This window comes from Paenibacillus sp. FSL E2-0151 (assembly GCF_037993015.1).
Classification (GTDB): domain Bacteria; phylum Bacillota; class Bacilli; order Paenibacillales; family Paenibacillaceae; genus Paenibacillus; species Paenibacillus amylolyticus.
Genome location: NZ_CP150308.1, coordinates 5,061,718 through 5,081,720, shown reverse-complemented (window position 1 = coordinate 5,081,720; position 20,003 = coordinate 5,061,718). Strand labels below are relative to the sequence as shown.

Here is a 20,003-nt window from a genome sequence, read left to right as displayed (position 1 = left end):
CCATATTCATGAAAGCATCTGAACTGCACATCTAGCATGATACTCCGCGAGGCCTCTTGCGAATTGCTGATCGGGGAATTGTCTGTGAAGCAGTTTCAGTCCTCCTGATATCAAGGACAAATGATGGCAAAATCGATAAAATGTCATCCGCTCCGGGTCGAGATCATTATTTTTTAAGTAGTGATAAAAGTCTCCAAATCGAAACTCCAGAAAGCTATGCTCATGTTCGAGATCGAAGAATCCTGCGCCCTCAATATCAATAAGGCATGGTTGCATAACATGATCTATCCATATATGATCCGGACCTAACTCTCCATGAATGAAACTATAGAGATCTCTAGGTTGAATTGCTGCTTCCAATTCGTAAAGTTTCTCAAGCAACCTTTCGTCATTTTTCCTTATATCTGTCATGTGTTTGGATGCATAAGATAAGGCTGTTTCGGCATCTAACCGCTGAACTTGGTAGCAAGGCCCAGCCTTTTTGCTGTTATCGTTGGCGTTTCCATAAACGTTTCTTTGGATTCCATGCATATTAGACAACATATCCCTGATCCGTTGAAACAACTCATCCCGATCTTTGTGATTTTTATGCTGGAAATACGCTTCGGCTTTCTGTCCATCCACATACTCAACAAGAGCAAAATCATAAGAGTGCCGGTCTCTATCGTTATTTAGATCATACAAGATTGGTGTTCGAATTCCATGTTGAGCGAGAAAGCGAGTATTCAAAGAGAAAAGTTCGCTGCCATAGGAACTGTGGAAAGTGGGTTCATTCAAGATCTCTTCCTGAAAATAGTTGCTGGAAATATCCCAAACGTACAGCATACAAGTGAAACCATTCGTGCAGTCAATTTTGTAAATGACTTTTTGTGCGCCTCCATGTATTCTTGCGCTCTGCGTTATGAGGTAACTGGCGCCAAATACATGTTGCACATAATCCTGTAATTCTTCACGAGTAAGATGGTTGTTGGACATCATCGACTTAAGCTCCGTTTCAACTGTATTTTGCCGGCCAGCAACCTAAATATATAGAACATTTTCCCAAAAATATAGACTGTTTCTTTTTGATCTGTTAAAGTGTTGATTAAGGTCTGTATATTCATATGTATATCAAAGCAAGGGGTCGGGTACTCACGTTAGTGGGTGATCCGGCCCCTATTTTGCATGCAAGTTGACTCTCTGTTGACTATATATGACCAATGATTTTAAGGAGCTGGGAAGCCATCTTACATTTCAATGAACATCTTTTATTATGGAACAAGGCATCTATTAAAATAATGGATATTCGCCATATAACTATGCAAAGGAAGGAGGTACTTCACTCCTACCGATTCCCTGCGAGCTGTTTCTTATACATGGTGCGTGGCAATGCTGTTATACGGTTGGATGGAAAAGATCATCAGGTCTCACGATTCCATGTTTTGCATGGTGGGAAGGGCTGTTGCCTGAACATTTTGCCTGTTGAAGAGTTCCTTGAATATTATATGATTTATTACAAAGCCATCATTCCGCTACCTGAGCGTCAGGATATTTTGGCTTTGATGGAGCACCGTAATCCCTTCAAGCTTCAATACGGCTTTGCACCTGATCAGCCTGTTTCCTTGTTAAGCAAAGTACAATACATGATGACAGCTTGGGAAGAGCAAGAGGCACTGGAACAGTTCCATGTAAAGTCATTATTTTATCAATTTGTATACGAGTTGTTATGGCAGATCCACAATGGGCGCGTGCCAACAATAAAGCCAGACCTGGTTGCACAAATGAAATATTATATGCAGGAACATTACGCTGAACCCATCACAATGGACTTGTTAGCAGAGCTTATGGATAGCAGTCCACGTCACTTATCAAGGCTATTCAAACGCCAGACTGGTTATAGTCCGATTGATTTTGTCATTCAAATCCGGATGAACAAAGCGAAGGAACTGCTGCTTGCTACAGATGCTACTTTACAGGAAATTGCCAAGGCTGTTGGTTATCCTGATGGTTATTATCTTGCTAAAATATTTAAGAAATATATGGGGATTGCACCTATTCGTTATCGAAAGCAGCATGAAAGTCCTAATGTACCATCGACTGTGGCACGATTAGGCATTGTACAGGATCTAACTTCCTTATATATTGATAATGATTATCATAATCATCATATATTTGAGGAGGAATTATTGATGTACAGAAGTAGAAAGACACCCTTGGCTATCACATTATTACTTTGTTTAACCCTATTGCTTAGTGCTTGTTCAACTGGTGGGGCAGGAAGTCCTGCAGCCAATGAAGGTTCTCAGAAGCCAACGAATCAGGTAGCGGCCAACAACGCTAACCATACAGATACACAATCTCAAATGAAGACCGTAACCACCTTAAAAGGGGATATTGAAGTACCGGTTAATCCACAACGAGTAGTTGTCCTGTATTTAATGGGTGATTTGCTTGCTTTAGGCGTAAATCCTGTGGGGATCTCTTCTGTAGAAGAAGGAGCGGCTTTTGCGAGTGAACTGGAAGGTGCCACCTCATTAGGAGCATTTAATCCGGACCCGGAAGCAGTAACTGCGCTTAATCCCGATCTCATTATTGTTACCAATGAAGAAATATATGAAGGACTTAAAATGATTGCCCCTACAGTATATATTCCTTATGACCTGCCAGTAGAAGAACGTATGAATTTGCTTGGAGAAATTTTGGGTAAAGAGGGACAAGCTCAGGAAATGTTAGATAACCTTCACAAAAAGGTTGAGCAAAGCAAGGAAAAACTTGAACAAGCAGGTATCTTGGATAAAACCGTCACAATTATGGAAAGTAACAAAGGTTCCATGGCTGTAATGACAGGCTTGGGTTATGGCCGGGGGTCGCAGATTATTTATCAATATTTAGGGATGAAAGCACCTGAAGTCTTGCAACGTGAAATTGAAAATGCAAGAAACGATGCTACAAGCAAGGACGTTTCTTATGAAGTATTACCTGAATATGTGGGTGATTATATATTCCGTTCTTCCTTTGAAGGAATGGTTGATCTGTCAGACAATTCAATTTGGAATAACATCGCCGCAGTCAAAGAAGGACGTCTGATTGATATGAGCTTTGGTTTATTTTTCTACAATGATATTTATTCGTTAGACAAACAGCTTGATTTTATTGTGGATAACTTGCTTAAAACCGCGGAGTAATTGGAGGGGCCGCTTAACCTGTATAATTGATTGAAAGGCACTTTATTTGGAAAGGAGACATCATTCTTTTGAACTATTATTTTCTGGAATCTCAATATCCACGTAGAGGGTTTATTAGTGGCGGAACAACTTTCACTCCCCAATTAGATATGAATTATTTGGCGATAGAGAATCCGTTGCCTGAGGGGACAACGGCAGAGGTTGAGTTAGTGCCTACGGTGCGTAACCTGAACGTAGATTATTTTGAGACGATCACAGGAACGAGACACGTATCAGATCGTTTTAAAACGCTGTTGGAGGAAACGAAAACAAACACACAGTTTATTCCGACAACGGTCTGTTACCACGATGGTCGTGCGGTTGAAAAAACCTATTGGACTGCACATCAGCTTGATCGTTTGGATATTTTTGATTATGAATGTTCGGAATATGGGCGCAAAGCGGTCATTGCTGCATCTGTACAACAACCTCCACGTAAGATCGTCAAAGTTGTATCTCAAATCTGCCTTCATGAAGAGCGAATTGGCGAGCATGAATTTTTTATGCTGGATTATATAAATATCTTCAAACCCATTGTTTCAAAAGATTTTTACGAAGTATGCCGAAAACATAAGCTGAATCTAAACGTTACAGAAGTCGGAGATGTAAGCACCTAAAATGTATGGATATAATGAAAGCACAAAGAAGCCCACGCAAAACGTGGGCTCTTTAGTCTTTATTTTTCCCTGGTAGCCACCGGACTTTCTTGTGTATTTTGCTAGGCGCGGGTCAGCTGGCTTAGCTCCCTGATCTATGCATCAAGTTTTCCTTTAACGTATAATCCAATTGATATAGTCTTGTATCATTTCTTTGCTTCGTGTTCTATTTATCTTATCCGGCTCTAGATACAAATTGAGAGCCATCCCATTCATAAAGGCATACAGTTTTTCTTGTTCCTTCTCTTCATCGGTTGTACGCAGAAGACCTTCATTTTTCAAGTACATGATGCAGTTCTTGATTGCGTTTTGCAGGTCCTCATAATTGGCGTCGAACCCTTTTTGCGTTTTTCCATAGCTTACAAATGCAAACCAAACCTCCATTTCCAATAATGTTTGTTCATCCGTCGGGACTAGTTCGAGCAAGTATTCAACAATTCTTTCTTGAGGCGCCAGTTCTCTTGCATTCAGATTTTTTATTCGAGTAAGTACCTTTTCCTTAACTAACTCAATTGCAAACGCTAATAGACTCTTTTGTTTTGAAAAGTAATGTCTTAAAGCGCCTTGTGATAATCCGGCCTCCTTCGCAATCGTTCTTGACGTTGCATGATGAATGCCTTTCTCACTAATGATTTTCCAAGTAGCTTCAGCGATAATATTCTTCATCTTCTCATGGTCCACGATTTTTGGCATACACACAGAATATCATATTATTTAACTCAACTGAAATAAATAGACGATGAAGAAGGGATGTGCTAGAATTTATTTAACTCAACTGAATTAAAAAAAGAATGGGGCAAACGCAACATGCCACTCAAAGGAGTGCAATTGGAATGAATCAGCAATTCAAAGTAATGCTTCCAGCATGGGGAAAGGCAATCGGCTTATTATGTATGATCATTATATTTGCTGCTGTATTGTGGTTAGTGTGGACCGGAAATTTGAATATAAGGTACACGGCTGATCATGAGGAAGTGATTCCAATATGGCATAGTATGTCACCGGCATTCCTTGGTATTTTTCTAATCCATATGATTCCTTATCAAAGTCATGATTCCTCAATTTTCCAACAAATGGAGAAACAGCACTTGGTCGTTCAATCGATTGTATTATTGCTGTCAGGCGTTTTATTTACGGTTTCTCTGATAACGATAGACCAGCAAGGATTACATTTCCAGCTATATTATTTGGCGTTCAAGTTAACGACATTATTGTTCACTCCGTTGATTTTATTGCTGATTTATCGCAAAATGGCTGGCGGGCATCAAGACATTATCTCGGTAAAACCTCGCACTCGCAGACACGTCATCGTACCACTAATCGTTATTTTGGTCTGGGGTTATCTAAAGTTCTATTCTCCAATTGCACAACCAGAAGGAGAGATCGTAGCAACCGATATGACAGAATTACTTCTCTTGGTGTTGATTGGTTTTATGATCAATAGCGTATTGGAGGAAGTTTTTTATCGGGTATGGCTGCAAACCCGATTGGAGACGTTGCTTGGAAGATGGCCCGCCATACTACTAGTTTCAATACTATGGTCCATTTGGCATGTCGCCATTCAAGGAAATGGTCATTGGGATATTGATGTGGCAACAGTAATTGCAAATCATGGGGTTACAGGTCTGTTTCTTGGTTATTTATGGGCCCGCTATCGTAAAATATGGGTGATTATCTTGATACATGGACTCATGAATGCTTCTCCTCATTTTCTTTTGCAGATCCTGTTTCATTGAGCGAGAAAGGATTTGGTTGGATCAGTCTCCCCATGAAACATGCCTCTATCTCTCCCATATTCCCGAGTGACGCTCAGGCACTAGAAAATACACCGCCCCAGGCATCAGCCTGCATGGCGGTGTATTTGTTTTTGAGATCCTGCAGACTTGTGATCCGTACCTACTCTTCCCCGATAGCCACCGGATTCTCCTCATAACTAATCCACTAACTCAAACTTCCGGAATACAACTTCACATTTGAGTATCCCGCTTTTTCCAGTGCAATCACGTGCAGACAGGTGATTAAGCCTGAACCGGAATGCAGTAGTATTCCTGCGGCGGGTTCAGAAACATGAAATACATACATAGTTTTCCTGTAACTTAATTTATTTTGTTCAAATATCTGGAAAAGGATCCTTAAGTTACTATTAGTATTTTAGTTTTACACGCCTTCCATATGATAAGTATATTAACATATTGTTTATGTTTATAAGTTTATTCTTGAAAAATAGCTCCTTAATGTCATGTTTGTTAACAAAAAAATATTGTTGTAAATGTATTTATATGTTAGTGTTTATTTGTGTTAGAAAATATTACATAGTATAGAGGGGGAGCGTAATGTTTATTAACCGAACGATTAGGAAATTTGGGGTTTCAGTAGGGATTATAAGTATGTTTACATTTGCTCTACCTTCAGTGGGCTTCAGTATGCCGCTGCAACCAACAACCCTTGATAAGGTAGAAGGTGATTATTATGTAACGTCTGCGATTGAGAACATTCGCTGGGGATCACTGCCCAATCGAGACAGCTCTCCGATTCTTACTGTGCCATCAGGAAGTGCTGTAACATTTGATACGGTATCGCATGAGGGATTGATAGAAGATCAAGGGAGAAATCCAGTGGAGTACTTCGGCAAATTCGGTATCTCACCCGATGGAGTGTTGGATGATGCGAAGGTAATTGCGGCTTCTGAGATGAAGCATGATTATGTTAAAGACGGACCTCATATTATCACTGGACCAGTAGCAGTTGAGGGAGCGGAGCCAGGAGATGTTCTTAAAGTAGAAGTCCTTTCGTTGCAAACTCGAGTTCCGTATGGTGTCATTTCTAACCGCCATGGTAAAGGGGCCCTTCCTAACGAATTTCCAGAAAATACAGGCCCACTAGAGGGAGCTAGCGCAACAAAACCGGAGCTATATAATAATGTATCTATATTTACGCCTATTGAAGAAATCAACGGCAATTGGTATGGAGTATTACCAACAAAAGCTGGCAAAAATGTGCTTTTTCCAATTAACCCGTTTCTAGGTGTTATGGGGGTTGCACCAAATACCAGTGAAGTTGTGAGTTCTATCCCACCTATTGAAACAGGAGGGAATATGGATATTAATGAGTTGGGTGTTGGTGCAACTATTTATTATCCGATTCAAGTTAAAGGCGGGTTATTCTATACTGGAGATCCACACTTTGCTCAAGGAGATGGGGAAGTGGCGTTAACTGCATTGGAAGCTTCCTTAAGGGGGACAGTTCGGTTAACGGTGTTAAAGAAAGGTGATCCATCACTACCACACAGTGGAGAATTCACGCAACCTTTTGCTGAAACAGAGGATTATTGGATTCCAATTGGACTGGACCCTGATTTGGATGAAGCCATGAAAGAATCAGTACGTGAATCGATTCAATTCTTATCCGATAAGCTTGATATGGATAGAAGTGTAGCTTATGCGTACTTATCGGCGGCAACGGATTATGAAGTATCTCAGGTGGTAGACCGAACTAAAGGGGTTCATGGACTCATTCGAAAAACCGATTTCCTTGAATATGTTGACGTTGCAATGAATGTAGGTGGTACGGTAATCAAACCGGTTGTTCATAACAATGAGTTCTACGTACCGATTCGAACAATTTCCGAGCTATTGGGCGGTACAGTAGTGTGGGATAATAAGACGCGTACAACGCAAATCAAATTAGGTACGAAAAATATAAGTGCGCAAATTGGTTCAGATGTGTATTCAATTAACGATAAACTAGTGTTCAATAGTAACGTACCTAAGCTTTTAAATGGCGAAACCGTAGTTCCGGTTTCTGTTATTAATGAAATACTAGGTGCTTATGTCAACTGGACGACGATCGACAAGACGTTAACAGCTAATGTATCGTTAAGTAAAAAACAATAATAGATTTCATTATTCAACCGTGGTGGACAGATATCCATCACGGTTTTTTCCGTTATCATGAATCAAAAAAAGCTGCCACGTAATGTCTACTTCTGTATGCTTGTAAATACTTACTGGGTTGTGTTGTTGACTCGATGTTGGCTCCAAACATAGAAAAATACACCGCTGGGGCAGATAAGCCACCTGGCGGTGTATTCAAATCGATATACTGCTATACGTCTTTGTCCGCTTCCGCATTACCAGTAGCCACCGGATTCTCCTCATAACTAATCCAGTCGCTCCAGCTCCCGGAATACAATTTCACATTTGTATATCCCGCTTCTTCCAGTGCAATCACGTTCGGGCAGGCTGATACGCCGGAGCCGCAATACACGATAATCGCACCATCCTTGTCCAGCTTACTGAAACGCTCTTCTAACACCCCAGTATCTGTCCAACGTCCATCCCAATCCAACACATCTTTCCAAAAATAATTCACCGCACCCGGAATATGTCCGGCCTTGGCATCAATCGGTTCCTCCAGACCCGCATAGCGGCGAGCATCACGGGAGTCAATTAGCAAGGCACTGCCATTTGCAGAGGCTTGTTGCACATCCTCAACACTTGCCAGCATAGCTGGCTGCACATTCACCTCAAAGGAAGATGGGATCTGAACCGGCACATCCGTAGTCACCGGATATTTGGCGTTTTTCCAAGCGGAGAAACCTTCGTCCATGATATACACTTGTTCATGACCGATATAGCGAAGCAGCCACCATAGCCGAGATGCATTCATTCCGCCTTGATCGTCATAAGCAACAATACGACTATTGGAGCCGATGCCAGCTTTGGAGAGACGACTTGCGAGCACAGCTGGATCAGGAAGCGGATGACGTCCTCCGTGCGCAGACACAGGAGAAGACAGATCTTTTTCCAGATCGAGATAAACAGCTCCTGGAATATGTCCAGCTTCATAGGCTTGTCTTCCAGCCTCTGGCTGACCGAGCAAGAATCGGCAATCTGCAATAACTACATCCGGTTCATACATTCTGGCGAGCAGCCAGCGCATGGATACAATATTTTTCATCAAAATACACCGCCTTATGAGAGTGATAGAGTCGTTTATTACTATGATTTACGAAAAAATACGTTATACCGTGGTAGGTTCAATAGGCCCTTTTCCCGCAACTGAGGCTTCTGCTGAAGCAATCTGAGGTTTGGTTTTGCCATATCGAATGAAGATCCATACCCCGAATATAATGACAACCCCGGCAGACATCTGTAATGCACTGAGGGATTCGCCGAGCAGCATCCAGGCCAGTAATGAAGAGAATACGGGTTCCCCAAGTACGCCCATGGATACCGTTGTGGCATTCATATATTGAAGCAGCCAGTTGAAGAGATAATGTCCAAAGATCGTTGGCACAATGGCGAGCAGTAGGAAGATTCCCCACTCTGACGCAGCGTAACCTCCGAACGGGTGGCCCATGATCAGATTATATACCGCCAGCGTGCAAGCAGCTACGAAGAACACCCAGAAGTTATACGAAAATGCACTAAGCCCCACACGCAAAAATTGACCCAGCAGCATATGAACGGCGACTGCAATTGTGCCAAGCAAAGACAGTACATCACCTTGTAGGGCAGTACCTGCCAACTGGAAATCTCCTGCGCCAATGACGATTGATCCAAGCAGGGCGATGCCCATGCCGATGATCATCATGCGGTTAATTTTGGCTTTGAACAGCCAGACCGAACCGGCAAGAATCAGTATAGGCTCCAGCGCGAGAATAACTGTGGAACTGGCAACACTGGTGAGCCGTAGCGAACCCATCCAGAGCAGAAAATGAAGGGCCAGCATCACACCGGATGCAAGCAGCAAGCCCCACTGCCGTAAGCTCAGCCGCATCATCTCATGTCTGTATTTCCAGACAAACGGGAGCATTAGCAGGTTGGTGAGAAAAAGACGGTACATGGCAATGACCGCAACATCTGCGGTAGACCAGCGTACAAAGATCGAAGAAAAAGAAATGGCGATAATGCCGACAAAGAATAACAGATAGATGGATCTGCCGGCACGGTTCAAGCTTGTCATGGGTGTAGCTCCTTCTTGAAGTCTGATAGCGTAAATCACTTCATTATACAGGAGAAGACAACCGCAGGAAAGATAAAGAGAACGAAGAGATAAGTAGATTGTAACCGGGCTTGTAACTATTCTGTCATTCTCCCGATCCATTTTTCTATTAATCTTCTATATAGAGACATGAAACGAGATAATATACCAATAATCGGGAAAAAATGAAAGTAAGGAAGTGGCATGACAGTGAGAGTTCAACAAGAGAGAGCGGGAGAGCGTGGCAGTATTCCGCCTAGCACAAGTCGCACGAAAACACATAAACGAAGAAAAATCCGGTATGGAAGGGTAATCATAGCTCTAATGCTCTTGGTACTGTTCGTTACCGGTATTACATATGTATTCTTTGGCATGACGCATTGGATCAAAAGCGTTGTGGCGCCGCCTCCGATTACTGTAATCGAACAGCCGGCCAAGCTCGGCATGATACAAGTTACTCCGGATGCGAAGGAGGAGCCGGCACGGTTCCAGGGCCAGGTTCGCAAATTGGCTTACATAACGTTTGATGATGGGCCAACTGAATATACAGAACAACTGCTGGATATATTGAAGCAGCATGAGGCAAAGGCTACCTTTTTCATGATCGGACGTCAGTTGAATCAGCATCCAGAAGCAGTGAAACGGCTGTTGAAGGAAGGCAGTTATCCTGGACTTCACAGCATGACACATAACTATAAAAAGCTGTATAAGAGCGGCAACTCGGCAAACTTTGTGAAAGAGTTCAAGAAAGAGCAGAAGATGGTGCAAGACCTGATTGGTTTTACGCCTCATCTTATTCGTGCACCTTATGGCAGCAGTCCACAGATCGGTGAAAAGTTCAGAGGTGACATTGCAGCGGCCGGATTCAAGATGTGGGACTGGACGACAGATTCACTCGATTGGAATCTTCCCGGTCAGCCGGACAAGATTGTGGCCCGGGTGAGCAAAAGTGTACATCGGGATAAGGAAGTGATTCTGATGCATGAGCGGGAGCAGACGGTGCAGGCTTTACCACGCATTCTGAAGTTACTCGAAGATCGGGGTTACGAGTTCGAAGTATACGATCCGGATGCACACTGGGTAGCCAATTTTAGCGGAGATACCCGCTTGTAATATAACAACAAGATGATGCAAGAGAGGAAGGACTTGGGTGCTAACGAGTAAAAAAGTGGCGCTTGCGGCAGTTAGTGTATTGCTAATTCTGCTGGTGAGTGGTTGTGGAGATCCGCAGGAGCCTGCGGCAAATCAGATAAACCAATTGGTGCTCAGCGGTCAGGAGATCGATCAGAGTTTGAAGACGCTGACCAGTCATGAGCAGGAAGATATGAAGTTATACAAGTCTATTTTAGACAAAGGCAAGAACAAAAACAGTGATCTCGAAGCACTGCTGGATCAGGCAGTAGGTCATATTCATGAACGAAGAACGTTGTTGAAACAGGCGGAAGAGGCCATGAAACAGACCAACGAGAAGACAGTGGCCCTGCGCAGTTCATTGAAAGAACTATCATTTGAAAAAGAAGAAACGTTGGCACAGGCTGAAAAGGTGCTGGATCAATATGAATCAAGAGCACGTGCATTGGAAAATTTTGTTGCCTCGTATCAGCTGAGTCTGAGTGCCGATGAACAGTTGTATGATCTGATGAGAGAAAGTGCAGAACCTAATCTGGTTAAGATTAAGCGAGCCATTCGGGTACGGAATAGCGAATATGCGAAGCTTGCTGAATTCCGAAAGCAATTTAACCTCCAGACCAAAGCGTTTAACGGAGCCAATGCCAAACTGGTACAGATGGATCAGGCCAGCTGAGCAGAGGATCTGAGCAACGATTCAGATATTTTGCATGATTGAGCTGCCTGTCTCCCGTGTAAGTACTAGTATACAGCCAAGCCAATGGATGAGAAGCAACATGGACAAGCATCATTGCGTATAAGCTAACGGAGGTGTTCATATGCGAAAAGGAAATACAATGAAAGTCAGTGCATCACTCCTGGTTTTAATTATGGGATTCTCGCTTGTGGCATGTGGGAACAGTAATCCTGCTGCACAGCCAACAGTGAATAATACGGAAGAACAGTCACCAGCACCGGAGCAACAACCAAATGAAAGTGCTGCAATAGAAACAGAAGGTATTCTGACTGGATGGGCTGATCCGCATACCGTTGAGATTCGAGTGAATGAGAAGCCGATGTCATTCCAAGTGAGCGAAGATCTGCAGAAGTCTCTGGATGATATCGATGACGAAGATTCCGTTCGTTTCAAATATGTAGAGAAAACGATTAATGCAACAACGAAACAGTTGGTACTTACAGAGATTGCAAAGATTGAATCGAGTGATGACAATAACGGTTCCAATGCAGGCGGTACGGTAACGTCCGATCGTCCGAAGACATCAGAGCTAGAAGTGACGGTAGAAGGAATGACCGAGAAACGCCCAGTCACACTGGCGCAAGCGAAAGGTTATTCACTTTATGTGTTTGAACCGATGGCTTTTGACGCCGAAGACCATGAATTAACAATGAAGATTGATCCGGATTATGAGGTAGAGATTGAGAAGCTGCCGGCGAATTACAATCTGGATACGCTGAAGATGGATGCCAAGGAAGAGTTGTCCGAGACCGGAGAAGTGAAGCAGTTAACGGCTGAACAACTCAGCAACGGCCCGATGAAGGATACAAGATTATACATGATGTCCCAGAATGATAAGAAAACAGAGTACTTTATTGTCAAAGAACTGGACGGCAATGGTTTCATTTTCCACATCCAAGCACCTATTGGTGAACCTTCGGAAGGTTTCCTGCCCATGGCATATGCATCCCTCAATTCCATTATGAATGAGTAGAAAAGGGATGAGCTACAAGGCTGAGCCAAACGATGTATTAAAATTAAAAAGATTCCCCAAACAGCGTGTTTCCTTGAGAGAGGAGATACGCTGTTTTATTAACGTTACTACAATATAGATAGATGTACCGTGCCGTGCCACGCCGTGCATAGACAAATAGCCGGAAGGAGCGATGCTGCTGCATAGGTTCCTCCCGGCTTCTTGGCCGTGCTTCTATTCAGTTTGCAGGATCGAACCCATGCCCTGATCCGTTACTCAGGTTAGTATAGTCGATTCCTTGCGCCCTCTGAGTTCTTGATAACGGGCGATTACATTCTGATGAACGGGATGTTCGTCGGGAATTCCCATGCGTTCACGGATGAAGGCGGAGACGCCATCTTCGCGAATCATGTGTTGTAGCTTCATGGCTTCCTCGTCGCGTTTGTCATTAAACAGCATTGCGGCCGCCATAGCAGAAGTTAAATGAGGAATTTGAATTCCGAATTCACTGGCCTGCATCGCTGGGCGAACAAGCCGATCATGAGGCGAAAGCTTGCGAAGGGGGGAACGTCCGACCCGGGTGACCTGATCCGTCAGGTTGGGATTGGCGAAGCGTTCCAGTATGGTATCGATATATTTGTTATGCTTCTGAGCGTTGAATTCGTGCTTCTGGATAAGCATCTGACCGGTCTCTTCCATAACATGGCGCACTTTGGCCCGCAGGGTGGAATTACTCATCACCTGTCGGATCGTCTTGAATCCTTCGAGATAGCCGAAGTATGCGGCGACACAATGGCCTGTATTGACCGTAAACATTTTACGCTCGATATAAGGTTCAAGCGAATCCACATAGTGGACGCCATCTATTTTCTTAAATCCATCCAGAAGTGCTGGACGATGAACGACCCATTCGTAAAAAGGTTCAACAGTGACCTGCAGCGGGTCTTTGTGGTTTTGAGCCGGAACAATCCGGTCCACAGCTGCATTGGGGAAAGAAACATAACGTTCGGCTTTTTTGCGAGTTTGTTCATCCAGAAACGGATAGATGCGTTTCTTCAGCCTGGTACTACCACCGATGGCATTTTCGCAAGCGATAATATGCAGTGGAGCCTGATTATTGTTTTTCATGCGAAGTTGAATACCTTTGGCGATCGGTTCGGCGATATCTCCGAGTGCAGATACACCCACCGCGGTTGTGATCACATCGGCTGAAGCGATCTCTTCAGCAACCAGATTCTGCTCATTCACATTGATAGCCGTCACGTTGTTGACAATCGTAGTGTCCTGATCTCTATTGGCAAGTGTAATCGGATATTCCTGTCTCTCTTGAAGCATGGAGATTTTCTTCGGGTTACGTGCGACAAAGCAGACTTCGTAGTCGGAAGCGGACAACATATGACCGATAAAACCGCGGCCTATATTGCCCGCACCAAAATGTACAGCTTTCATGTGTGAACTCCCCCTTTAAGGATTAAATCGCGAAATTCGTGCAGACCTTAGACGGTAGTGACGAGTGGCTTCGAAATCAAATCGTTAAATGTAAGGTCAGTCAAGCAAGACAGCCGTTGGTGAGGCATATCGAATTCCAGTGTTCCTGTGATGGTATTCGATATGACTACGCAGTGCATACCAGCCGCAGCAGCTGCACGCGCGCCGTTAGGTGAATCCTCAATCGCTACGGCTTCGTCTGCAGTTACTCCAAGGGCTTCAAGTGCTTGAGTATAGAGTTCCGGGTCAGGCTTCACATTTGCAACATCATCTGCCGTACGAATGACTTCAAAATAATCTTTCAGTTTCAGTTGTTCCAGATGTTGTTCAACCCACTCCCGTTTGGAGCTGGATGCTACAGCGAGTTTCAGTCCGGCTTCACGTGCTTGTTCAAGATATTCCTGAATACCAGGACGCACCTTTTCTTTGTTCATCAATGCAGCGTGCTGCAACTGAACGGATTCCCTGAACTCTTCCCGATCGATCGGAAGATTCAAATCTGTGATGAGGTACTCATATGGATTAAATGTTTTCAGACTGGTACCGATGCATTGTGAATACATCTCCAGGGTTAAATCTACGCCGTGTTCCTTGTAAGCATCACGAAAAGCAATATACCATGCTGTCTCTGTATCAATAATCGTTCCGTCGAAATCAAACACCAGTGCCTTAATCATAAATTTGTTCCTCCTGTTTCAGAATTAGTTTGGGGATAAAAAGTGAAAATTTTCTGCAAATTCATTCCCTGTATTCATTAACCTGCGGGATATTAGTTGACGCAATACACCGAAAACGAATATTAATTTGGGAAAAAATATGCGTTTGAAGCTAATAAAACCGTAACATAGGACAAACCGAAGGGTCAAGCGCGTCATGATTGTTTACATTGAAAATTTTCACATGTATGATTTGTTTTCAGAAAATGATGAACGTTGCAAACCGTTAACCCTTTTGCATGTAAGCGGTGTACTGAATAAACTGTTTTTACAGCTCAAAAAAATAAAACTTTTTTTATGAAAATTTGCTATTCTGGCCGTTCTACAGCTTTCGACACTTTTATAATAGAAGAAATGGAGCTTAATTTATTGGATTTTATTAGCTTTACGCCAGATCAGGCCCTGTGGGAGAATGGAAGAAAGATTGTAAAAGTATATGGAGTAAGGGAGGAAGACAAACATGCTGCAAAAGGACCGTTTCAATGGCTGCTTCATCGGGCTTGCAGCGGGTGATGCGTTGGGAACTACCGTGGAATTCAGTAGCCCGGGCGCATTTGAACCCGTAACGGATATCGTGGGTGGCGGCGTATTCGGGCTGGAGGCAGGGCAGTGGACAGATGATACATCCATGGCTCTGTGTCTGGCAGAAAGTCTGGTACGTAAGGCAGACTTTGATCCTGCGGATCAGATGCGCAGATACACCAATTGGTACAAGGTCGGGTATATGAGCAGCACAGGCGATTGCTTTGATATCGGCGGGGCCACGCGAAGTGCCTTGGAGAGGTTTGAGATAACTGGAGAAGCTTACAGCGGATCAACCGACCCGATGACGGCGGGCAATGGCTCTATCATGAGGCTTGCACCTGTCGTGATGGCTTACGCTAATCAACCAAACGAGGCGGTCCACTATGCTGGGCTGAGCTCCCGGACAACACATGCTGCAACGGAAAGCGTGGAAGCATGTGAAGTGCTGGCCGCCATAATTGTTGCCGGTCTGCGCGGAGCGGACAAGAGCGTCATGCTGATGCCGGAGACATGCAGACAGTGGAGGGAAGAACCTACTTTTTCGCCTGCTATTGAAGAGGTTGTTATGGGTTCCTATCAGAGCAAAGAACCGCCGGAAATTAAGGGCAGCGGCTATGTGGTTCGTTCACTTGAAGCAGCACTATGGGCGTTTCATAAGTCATCAAGCTTTGAAGAAGGCGCGTTGTTAGCTGTTAATCTGGGTGATGATGCGGACACTACAGGTGCGGTGTATGGGCAGATCGCAGGTGCTTATTATGGATTGAGTGGTATTCCGGCACACTGGCGGGACAAGCTGGCTATGCGTGGAGCGTTCGAACAACTAACCGATGCCTTGTGGTTGAAGGCGACAGAAAATCGTTGATTAAGAGACAGGAGAAGAGAACATCTATGAGCACGACTGGACACACAGTACAACCACAGGTTTCACCGTCAGGTAAACGAGGGGCGTTTCCATTATCCCTGTTATGTCTGACGATAGGGGCTTTTGCGATTGGTATGACTGAATTTATTATTATGGGCCTGCTGCCCAATGTGGCAACAGACCTGAATGTAAGTATTCCGCAGGCAGGACAACTCATTACGGGATATGCGCTTGGTGTAGCGGTAGGTGCGCCGATTTTGACCGTATTTACACACAAGATTCCACAGAAAAAATTGCTGGTACTGCTGATGTGCATTTTCATTATCGGAAACGCATTGTCTGTCATTGCTCCCACCTATGGGTTGTTAATCTCAGCACGGATCTTAACGGCATTTGCTCATGGTACGTTCCTTGGTGTAGGTTCAATCATGGCGACGCGGCTTGTTGCGCCCGAGAGAAGGGCAGGAGCGGTATCGGTTGTTCTCGCGGGGCTAACGATTGCCAACATTATTGGCGTTCCGTTTGGTACGTTTATCGGGCAACAGCTCGGATGGCGGTCATCTTTCGGGGCGATTACGATCTTGGGCATCATTTCGTTGATTGGTATCATTCGTTTCATTCCCGTCCTCCCGCCAGGAGCACCAGCGAACCTCGGACAGCAATTTCGGAATCTGGTTCGTCCACAAGTGTTGCTGGTTCTGCTTATTGGGGCGTTGGGGTGCGGAAGTTTGTTTACAGTCTTCACCTATATTACGCCGATGCTTGTGGATATTAGCGGCTTTGCGGAGCAAAGTGTGACCTGGATTCTGGTGTTGTTTGGCTTCGGTGTAACCTTGGGCAATTTGGTTGGCGGCCGTCTGGCAGACTGGAAGCTGATGCCTTCGTTAATCGTCAACTTTGGGATCTTAGCTTTTCTGTTAGCTGCACTTACGATTACACTAGAGAATCCTTATCTCGCGGTAATCACCATATTTTTCTGGGGGGTTGCCGCTTTTGGTATTATGCCAGGATTGCAGATTCGAATCATGAATATGACTCGTGAAGCACCGCTGCTGGCGACAACCTCAAGTCATTCGGCATTTAACCTGGGAAATGCCGCTGGTGCCTATATGGGTGGGTATGCAATTACGCATACGGGACTTATCTCAGTGCCTTTGTATGCCGCAGTAATTGCTGCACTGGGTTTGCTGGGTTTGTTCATCAGTCTGTTGATGAAAGACAGACAGACTTCACCCGAGGGTGCAGAGGTAGTTAATCCAGTATCCGTACACTAAACAGATGTCAAGAAAGCCTCAGCCATCCTGTGTAACCAGGGGCTGAGGCTTTTTGGGCATGTTGTTTTAATAGATTTCAAGCTCATTGATTCGCACATAGGTTGGCTGATGCGAAGGACCTTTACTCGCTACGACACGGATCTTGGAGGTACTGACTGCTGAAAATGTGTGTGAACGCGTTAACTCTTGATTGCCTGTAATCTGTACAAGATTCACCCAATTTGAGCCATTCCAGTATTGCAGATCATAATTGGCAAGCGGGTATCCCTGTGTGGTATACAGATCAATTCGCTGGATTGAACTCGATGCCGGCAAATCAATGACGACATATTGGGGAAGTGAGGAATTACGGTTATTGGCCCAGCTATAACTTTCCCCCAAGGCCGTGTTACGATCCCCGTCATTGATTCGGGCTGCTGAATACCCGGGATAGGTGGAAGTTACCGTTATGGCAGCATTTCGTGCCAGGTTCTGTCCGGTTCCCGGATTGGTAGGGGTTTTCACCAGATTCACCAAATTCCAGCGCAACTCGAAGAGTTTGAAGGACTTATTAAATACAGCTCCTTCTCCTTTGACGAGAGCATCAATCTTTAGAGACATGGTACTGGGCACATTATTGCTGCTTGTCCATTTCCCTGTGCCTTCAATGCCGGCAAAAACACTTACCTCAAGTATTTTTTTGCCGGCAATTTTCAGACCGACTTCCGCTTTGGCTCCTGCCCAAGCAGTGATCTGTCCTTCAATTTTATGGGTTACCGTAAGATATCTGTTCACACTGCTGTAAGGCTGGATCTTCACGGGAATAAAGACACGTGTTTTCCCTTTGACTCCCGCGGTAACCGTGTATCCCTGATCGACCTGAAATTCAAAGGTGACGTTGCCGTCAATACCAATGACCAGAAAAACGCCGACAGATACGGCTCCGAGATTGCCAGCACCAATGTTGAAGCCCATGATTGGAACTTTGACTTCTTTTTTGAACTTGGCATCACCTTTAATATAGATGTTGGCTTTCTCACCAGCAGTAAATTTCAGATCATATTTTCCCCAAAATCCGTATTTCCCCGTAACTTTGGGTGCAATCAAGGTGAGCTTGCCACCTGCTTCAACGAACACTTTGTTACCGTTTGCATTTTGTTGATTTACAAGTACCTTCTTGAAATCACAGACAAACTCATTGCCGGATTTTTTGCAATTGGCAAAATCACCTGCTCCAGCAGCACGAATCACATCATTCAGATCCGTTGAATTAATATCAGTTAATTCCGTGGAGTTTATTTCATTCAGATCCATATCATTTGTATCATTCATGTCCATGGAACTCACATCATTCAGATCCATGGGTGCGATATCCGTGGAAGCGATATCCATTGTTTCTGCATCCGCAACCATGTCCGTATTTGCATCTAAATCATTTTGAATCGTGTTGTCGATGTTGAACTGTCGCATTTCAGCATCGTCAGTTATATCGGTCTCTAACAAGGAAGGGGTTTCCTGAACAAGCCATTCCTTGCTATCCAATACCATCTCAGGATCGGGCATGACGATATTGCGCTCTTCGAACGAGACCTCCTGCTCGGGAATATCATAGTAATCGAACAATTCCTCCACACCCGGAGTGGTGTAATCTACCCGCATACCACCAGAGCTTCTATTGACGCTTGTAACTTTGATAGCCCGGGCAGAGGACTGATCGAGAAAGATCTGACCAGGAGCTAGGTTATTACCGATCTGGGCAGCCTCTTGGGTGCTAAGTTCTATAGAACCTTTCTCTTCCACCGTTTCAAAGACGGCATTTACCACGGGAAGTCTCTTCACCATGGAAGCAGGCATGGGTTGGGTTGGTTTTAACTGATAATCGACTTGCTCGAATTGACCTGAAGAAGAAATGGGGTTGCTAATAGCCAGTCCATCTTCGGAGACGTTAAATGAGATTCGAAAATATGCTTCTGAAACTGGAGCATTCACATTGGTCTTGCCTGCCCAGATCCAGCGTGCACTGGTCTCCTCAGGCATGCCACTAATCTGTTTCCAAGGATCACTGCCATACCGTCCGAAGTCAGTAGCACGTGACCATGACGAATCATCGAATTTGGGTTGCTCCCAACCTTCGATATATCGTTCAGATACTTTCCAGTTGAAATCCGTAACCAGATTCTCATCTCCGTAGCTAAGGTCTGCCAGCAGTCCCGCATAGAGGCCTATATCCTTCGCTTGAACTGCAATCACATTGATGCCAGATTGAATCGGCACAGGGAACGTATAGGCTTTGGCCCAGTCGGTGCCTTTTCCCGTCTGTCTGCCGTTTATAAAAAGTGTGAACTCATCATCTGCGGTTATGGATATTTTTCCTTCATTGTTAGATGCAGCATAGACATTGGATGGCCATAACCCCACAAGTAAAGGCAGCAATAATGTAATAACCAGGAATGAAGCCCATGCTTTTTTGATCGAAAAGCGTACATTGAACATCATCAT

The 20,003-nt window shown here is 44.3% G+C and carries 16 protein-coding genes; 9 read left to right on the top strand and 7 right to left on the bottom strand.

Features of this window, described 5'->3' with window-relative positions:
- Positions 1-6: 6 nt before the first annotated feature.
- Positions 7-978: a phosphotransferase gene (locus MHI55_RS22785; protein ID WP_340387012.1), complete on the bottom strand. Its 972-nt coding sequence runs from the start codon at positions 976-978 to the stop codon at positions 7-9.
- 404 nt (positions 979-1,382) lie between these two features.
- On the opposite strand from MHI55_RS22785, the gene MHI55_RS22780 reads away from it, so the two are divergent.
- Together MHI55_RS22780 and MHI55_RS22775 are read left to right on the top strand one after the other, a co-directional pair.
- Complete coding sequence (locus MHI55_RS22780; protein ID WP_340387010.1) at positions 1,383-3,164, top strand: AraC family transcriptional regulator; 1,782 nt, start codon at positions 1,383-1,385, stop codon at positions 3,162-3,164.
- Positions 3,165-3,232: 68 nt separating this feature from the next.
- Positions 3,233-3,820: a DUF1629 domain-containing protein gene (locus MHI55_RS22775; RefSeq protein ID WP_340387008.1), complete on the top strand. Its 588-nt coding sequence runs from the start codon at positions 3,233-3,235 to the stop codon at positions 3,818-3,820.
- Positions 3,821-3,973: 153 nt separating this feature from the next.
- Here MHI55_RS22775 and MHI55_RS22770 read toward each other — a convergent pair whose 3' ends face one another.
- Positions 3,974-4,552, bottom strand: coding sequence for a TetR/AcrR family transcriptional regulator (locus tag MHI55_RS22770; RefSeq protein ID WP_340387006.1), 579 nt, complete (start codon positions 4,550-4,552; stop codon positions 3,974-3,976).
- Between the two features lie 140 nt (positions 4,553-4,692).
- On the opposite strand from MHI55_RS22770, the gene MHI55_RS22765 reads away from it, so the two are divergent.
- Both MHI55_RS22765 and MHI55_RS22760 read left to right on the top strand, forming a co-directional pair.
- Positions 4,693-5,595 (top strand): CPBP family intramembrane glutamic endopeptidase, encoded by a 903-nt coding sequence (locus MHI55_RS22765; RefSeq protein WP_340387004.1) that lies wholly within the window; start codon positions 4,693-4,695, stop codon positions 5,593-5,595.
- A 597-nt stretch (positions 5,596-6,192) separates the two neighbouring features.
- On the top strand, positions 6,193-7,752 hold the full coding sequence (locus tag MHI55_RS22760) for an acetamidase/formamidase family protein (RefSeq protein ID WP_340387002.1): 1,560 nt from the start codon (positions 6,193-6,195) through the stop codon (positions 7,750-7,752).
- A 211-nt stretch (positions 7,753-7,963) separates the two neighbouring features.
- Here MHI55_RS22760 and MHI55_RS22755 read toward each other — a convergent pair whose 3' ends face one another.
- Positions 7,964-8,818, bottom strand: a complete 855-nt coding sequence (locus tag MHI55_RS22755) for a sulfurtransferase (RefSeq protein ID WP_340387000.1) — start codon at positions 8,816-8,818, stop codon at positions 7,964-7,966.
- 63 nt (positions 8,819-8,881) lie between these two features.
- A complete protein-coding gene (locus MHI55_RS22750) occupies positions 8,882-9,826 on the bottom strand; it encodes a DMT family transporter (protein WP_340386998.1) in 945 nt (314 codons plus the stop codon).
- A gap of 228 nt (positions 9,827-10,054) precedes the next feature.
- On the opposite strand from MHI55_RS22750, the gene MHI55_RS22745 reads away from it, so the two are divergent.
- From MHI55_RS22745 to MHI55_RS22735, 3 genes are all read left to right on the top strand, one after another.
- Positions 10,055-10,957, top strand: coding sequence for a polysaccharide deacetylase family protein (locus MHI55_RS22745; protein WP_235431597.1), 903 nt, complete (start codon positions 10,055-10,057; stop codon positions 10,955-10,957).
- Positions 10,958-10,994: 37 nt separating this feature from the next.
- Positions 10,995-11,648, top strand: coding sequence for a YkyA family protein (locus MHI55_RS22740; RefSeq protein WP_340386995.1), 654 nt, complete (start codon positions 10,995-10,997; stop codon positions 11,646-11,648).
- Between the two features lie 142 nt (positions 11,649-11,790).
- On the top strand, positions 11,791-12,681 hold the full coding sequence (locus MHI55_RS22735) for a hypothetical protein (RefSeq protein WP_340386993.1): 891 nt from the start codon (positions 11,791-11,793) through the stop codon (positions 12,679-12,681).
- Positions 12,682-12,936: 255 nt separating this feature from the next.
- On the opposite strand, the gene MHI55_RS22730 is transcribed toward MHI55_RS22735, so the two are convergent.
- A complete protein-coding gene (locus tag MHI55_RS22730; protein ID WP_340386990.1) occupies positions 12,937-14,109 on the bottom strand; it encodes a mannitol-1-phosphate 5-dehydrogenase in 1,173 nt (390 codons plus the stop codon).
- 47 nt (positions 14,110-14,156) lie between these two features.
- Positions 14,157-14,825 carry an HAD family hydrolase gene (locus MHI55_RS22725; RefSeq protein ID WP_036615249.1) on the bottom strand — a complete coding sequence of 223 codons (669 nt, stop codon included), beginning with the start codon at positions 14,823-14,825 and terminating at the stop codon, positions 14,157-14,159.
- A gap of 499 nt (positions 14,826-15,324) precedes the next feature.
- Here MHI55_RS22725 and MHI55_RS22720 point away from each other — a divergent pair, with 499 nt between their 5' ends.
- Complete coding sequence (locus tag MHI55_RS22720) at positions 15,325-16,251, top strand: ADP-ribosylglycohydrolase family protein (RefSeq protein ID WP_076254361.1); 927 nt, start codon at positions 15,325-15,327, stop codon at positions 16,249-16,251.
- A 26-nt stretch (positions 16,252-16,277) separates the two neighbouring features.
- The gene (locus MHI55_RS22715) at positions 16,278-17,525 is read left to right on the top strand and encodes an MFS transporter (protein WP_340386988.1); all 1,248 of its coding nucleotides are present in this window, start codon (positions 16,278-16,280) and stop codon (positions 17,523-17,525) included.
- Between the two features lie 66 nt (positions 17,526-17,591).
- Here the strand turns inward: MHI55_RS22715 and MHI55_RS22710 are convergent, their stop codons facing one another.
- The gene (locus tag MHI55_RS22710; protein WP_340386986.1) at positions 17,592-20,003 is read right to left on the bottom strand and encodes a hypothetical protein; all 2,412 of its coding nucleotides are present in this window, start codon (positions 20,001-20,003) and stop codon (positions 17,592-17,594) included.

Bases quoted from the DNA above. Each gene is read 5' to 3' on its own strand.
- MHI55_RS22785 (WP_340387012.1), bottom strand. From the start codon at position 978: ATGATGTCCAACAACCATCTTACTCGTGAAGAATTACAGGATTATGTG.
- MHI55_RS22770 (WP_340387006.1), bottom strand. From the start codon at position 4,552: ATGCCAAAAATCGTGGACCATGAGAAGATGAAGAATATTATCGCTGAA.
- MHI55_RS22765 (WP_340387004.1), top strand. From the start codon at position 4,693: ATGAATCAGCAATTCAAAGTAATGCTTCCAGCATGGGGAAAGGCAATC.
- MHI55_RS22760 (WP_340387002.1), top strand. From the start codon at position 6,193: ATGTTTATTAACCGAACGATTAGGAAATTTGGGGTTTCAGTAGGGATT.
- MHI55_RS22755 (WP_340387000.1), bottom strand. From the start codon at position 8,818: ATGAAAAATATTGTATCCATGCGCTGGCTGCTCGCCAGAATGTATGAA.
- MHI55_RS22750 (WP_340386998.1), bottom strand. From the start codon at position 9,826: ATGACAAGCTTGAACCGTGCCGGCAGATCCATCTATCTGTTATTCTTT.
- MHI55_RS22735 (WP_340386993.1), top strand. From the start codon at position 11,791: ATGCGAAAAGGAAATACAATGAAAGTCAGTGCATCACTCCTGGTTTTA.
- MHI55_RS22730 (WP_340386990.1), bottom strand. From the start codon at position 14,109: ATGAAAGCTGTACATTTTGGTGCGGGCAATATAGGCCGCGGTTTTATC.
- MHI55_RS22725 (WP_036615249.1), bottom strand. From the start codon at position 14,825: ATGATTAAGGCACTGGTGTTTGATTTCGACGGAACGATTATTGATACA.
- MHI55_RS22720 (WP_076254361.1), top strand. From the start codon at position 15,325: ATGCTGCAAAAGGACCGTTTCAATGGCTGCTTCATCGGGCTTGCAGCG.
- MHI55_RS22715 (WP_340386988.1), top strand. From the start codon at position 16,278: ATGAGCACGACTGGACACACAGTACAACCACAGGTTTCACCGTCAGGT.
- MHI55_RS22710 (WP_340386986.1), bottom strand. From the start codon at position 20,003: ATGATGATGTTCAATGTACGCTTTTCGATCAAAAAAGCATGGGCTTCA.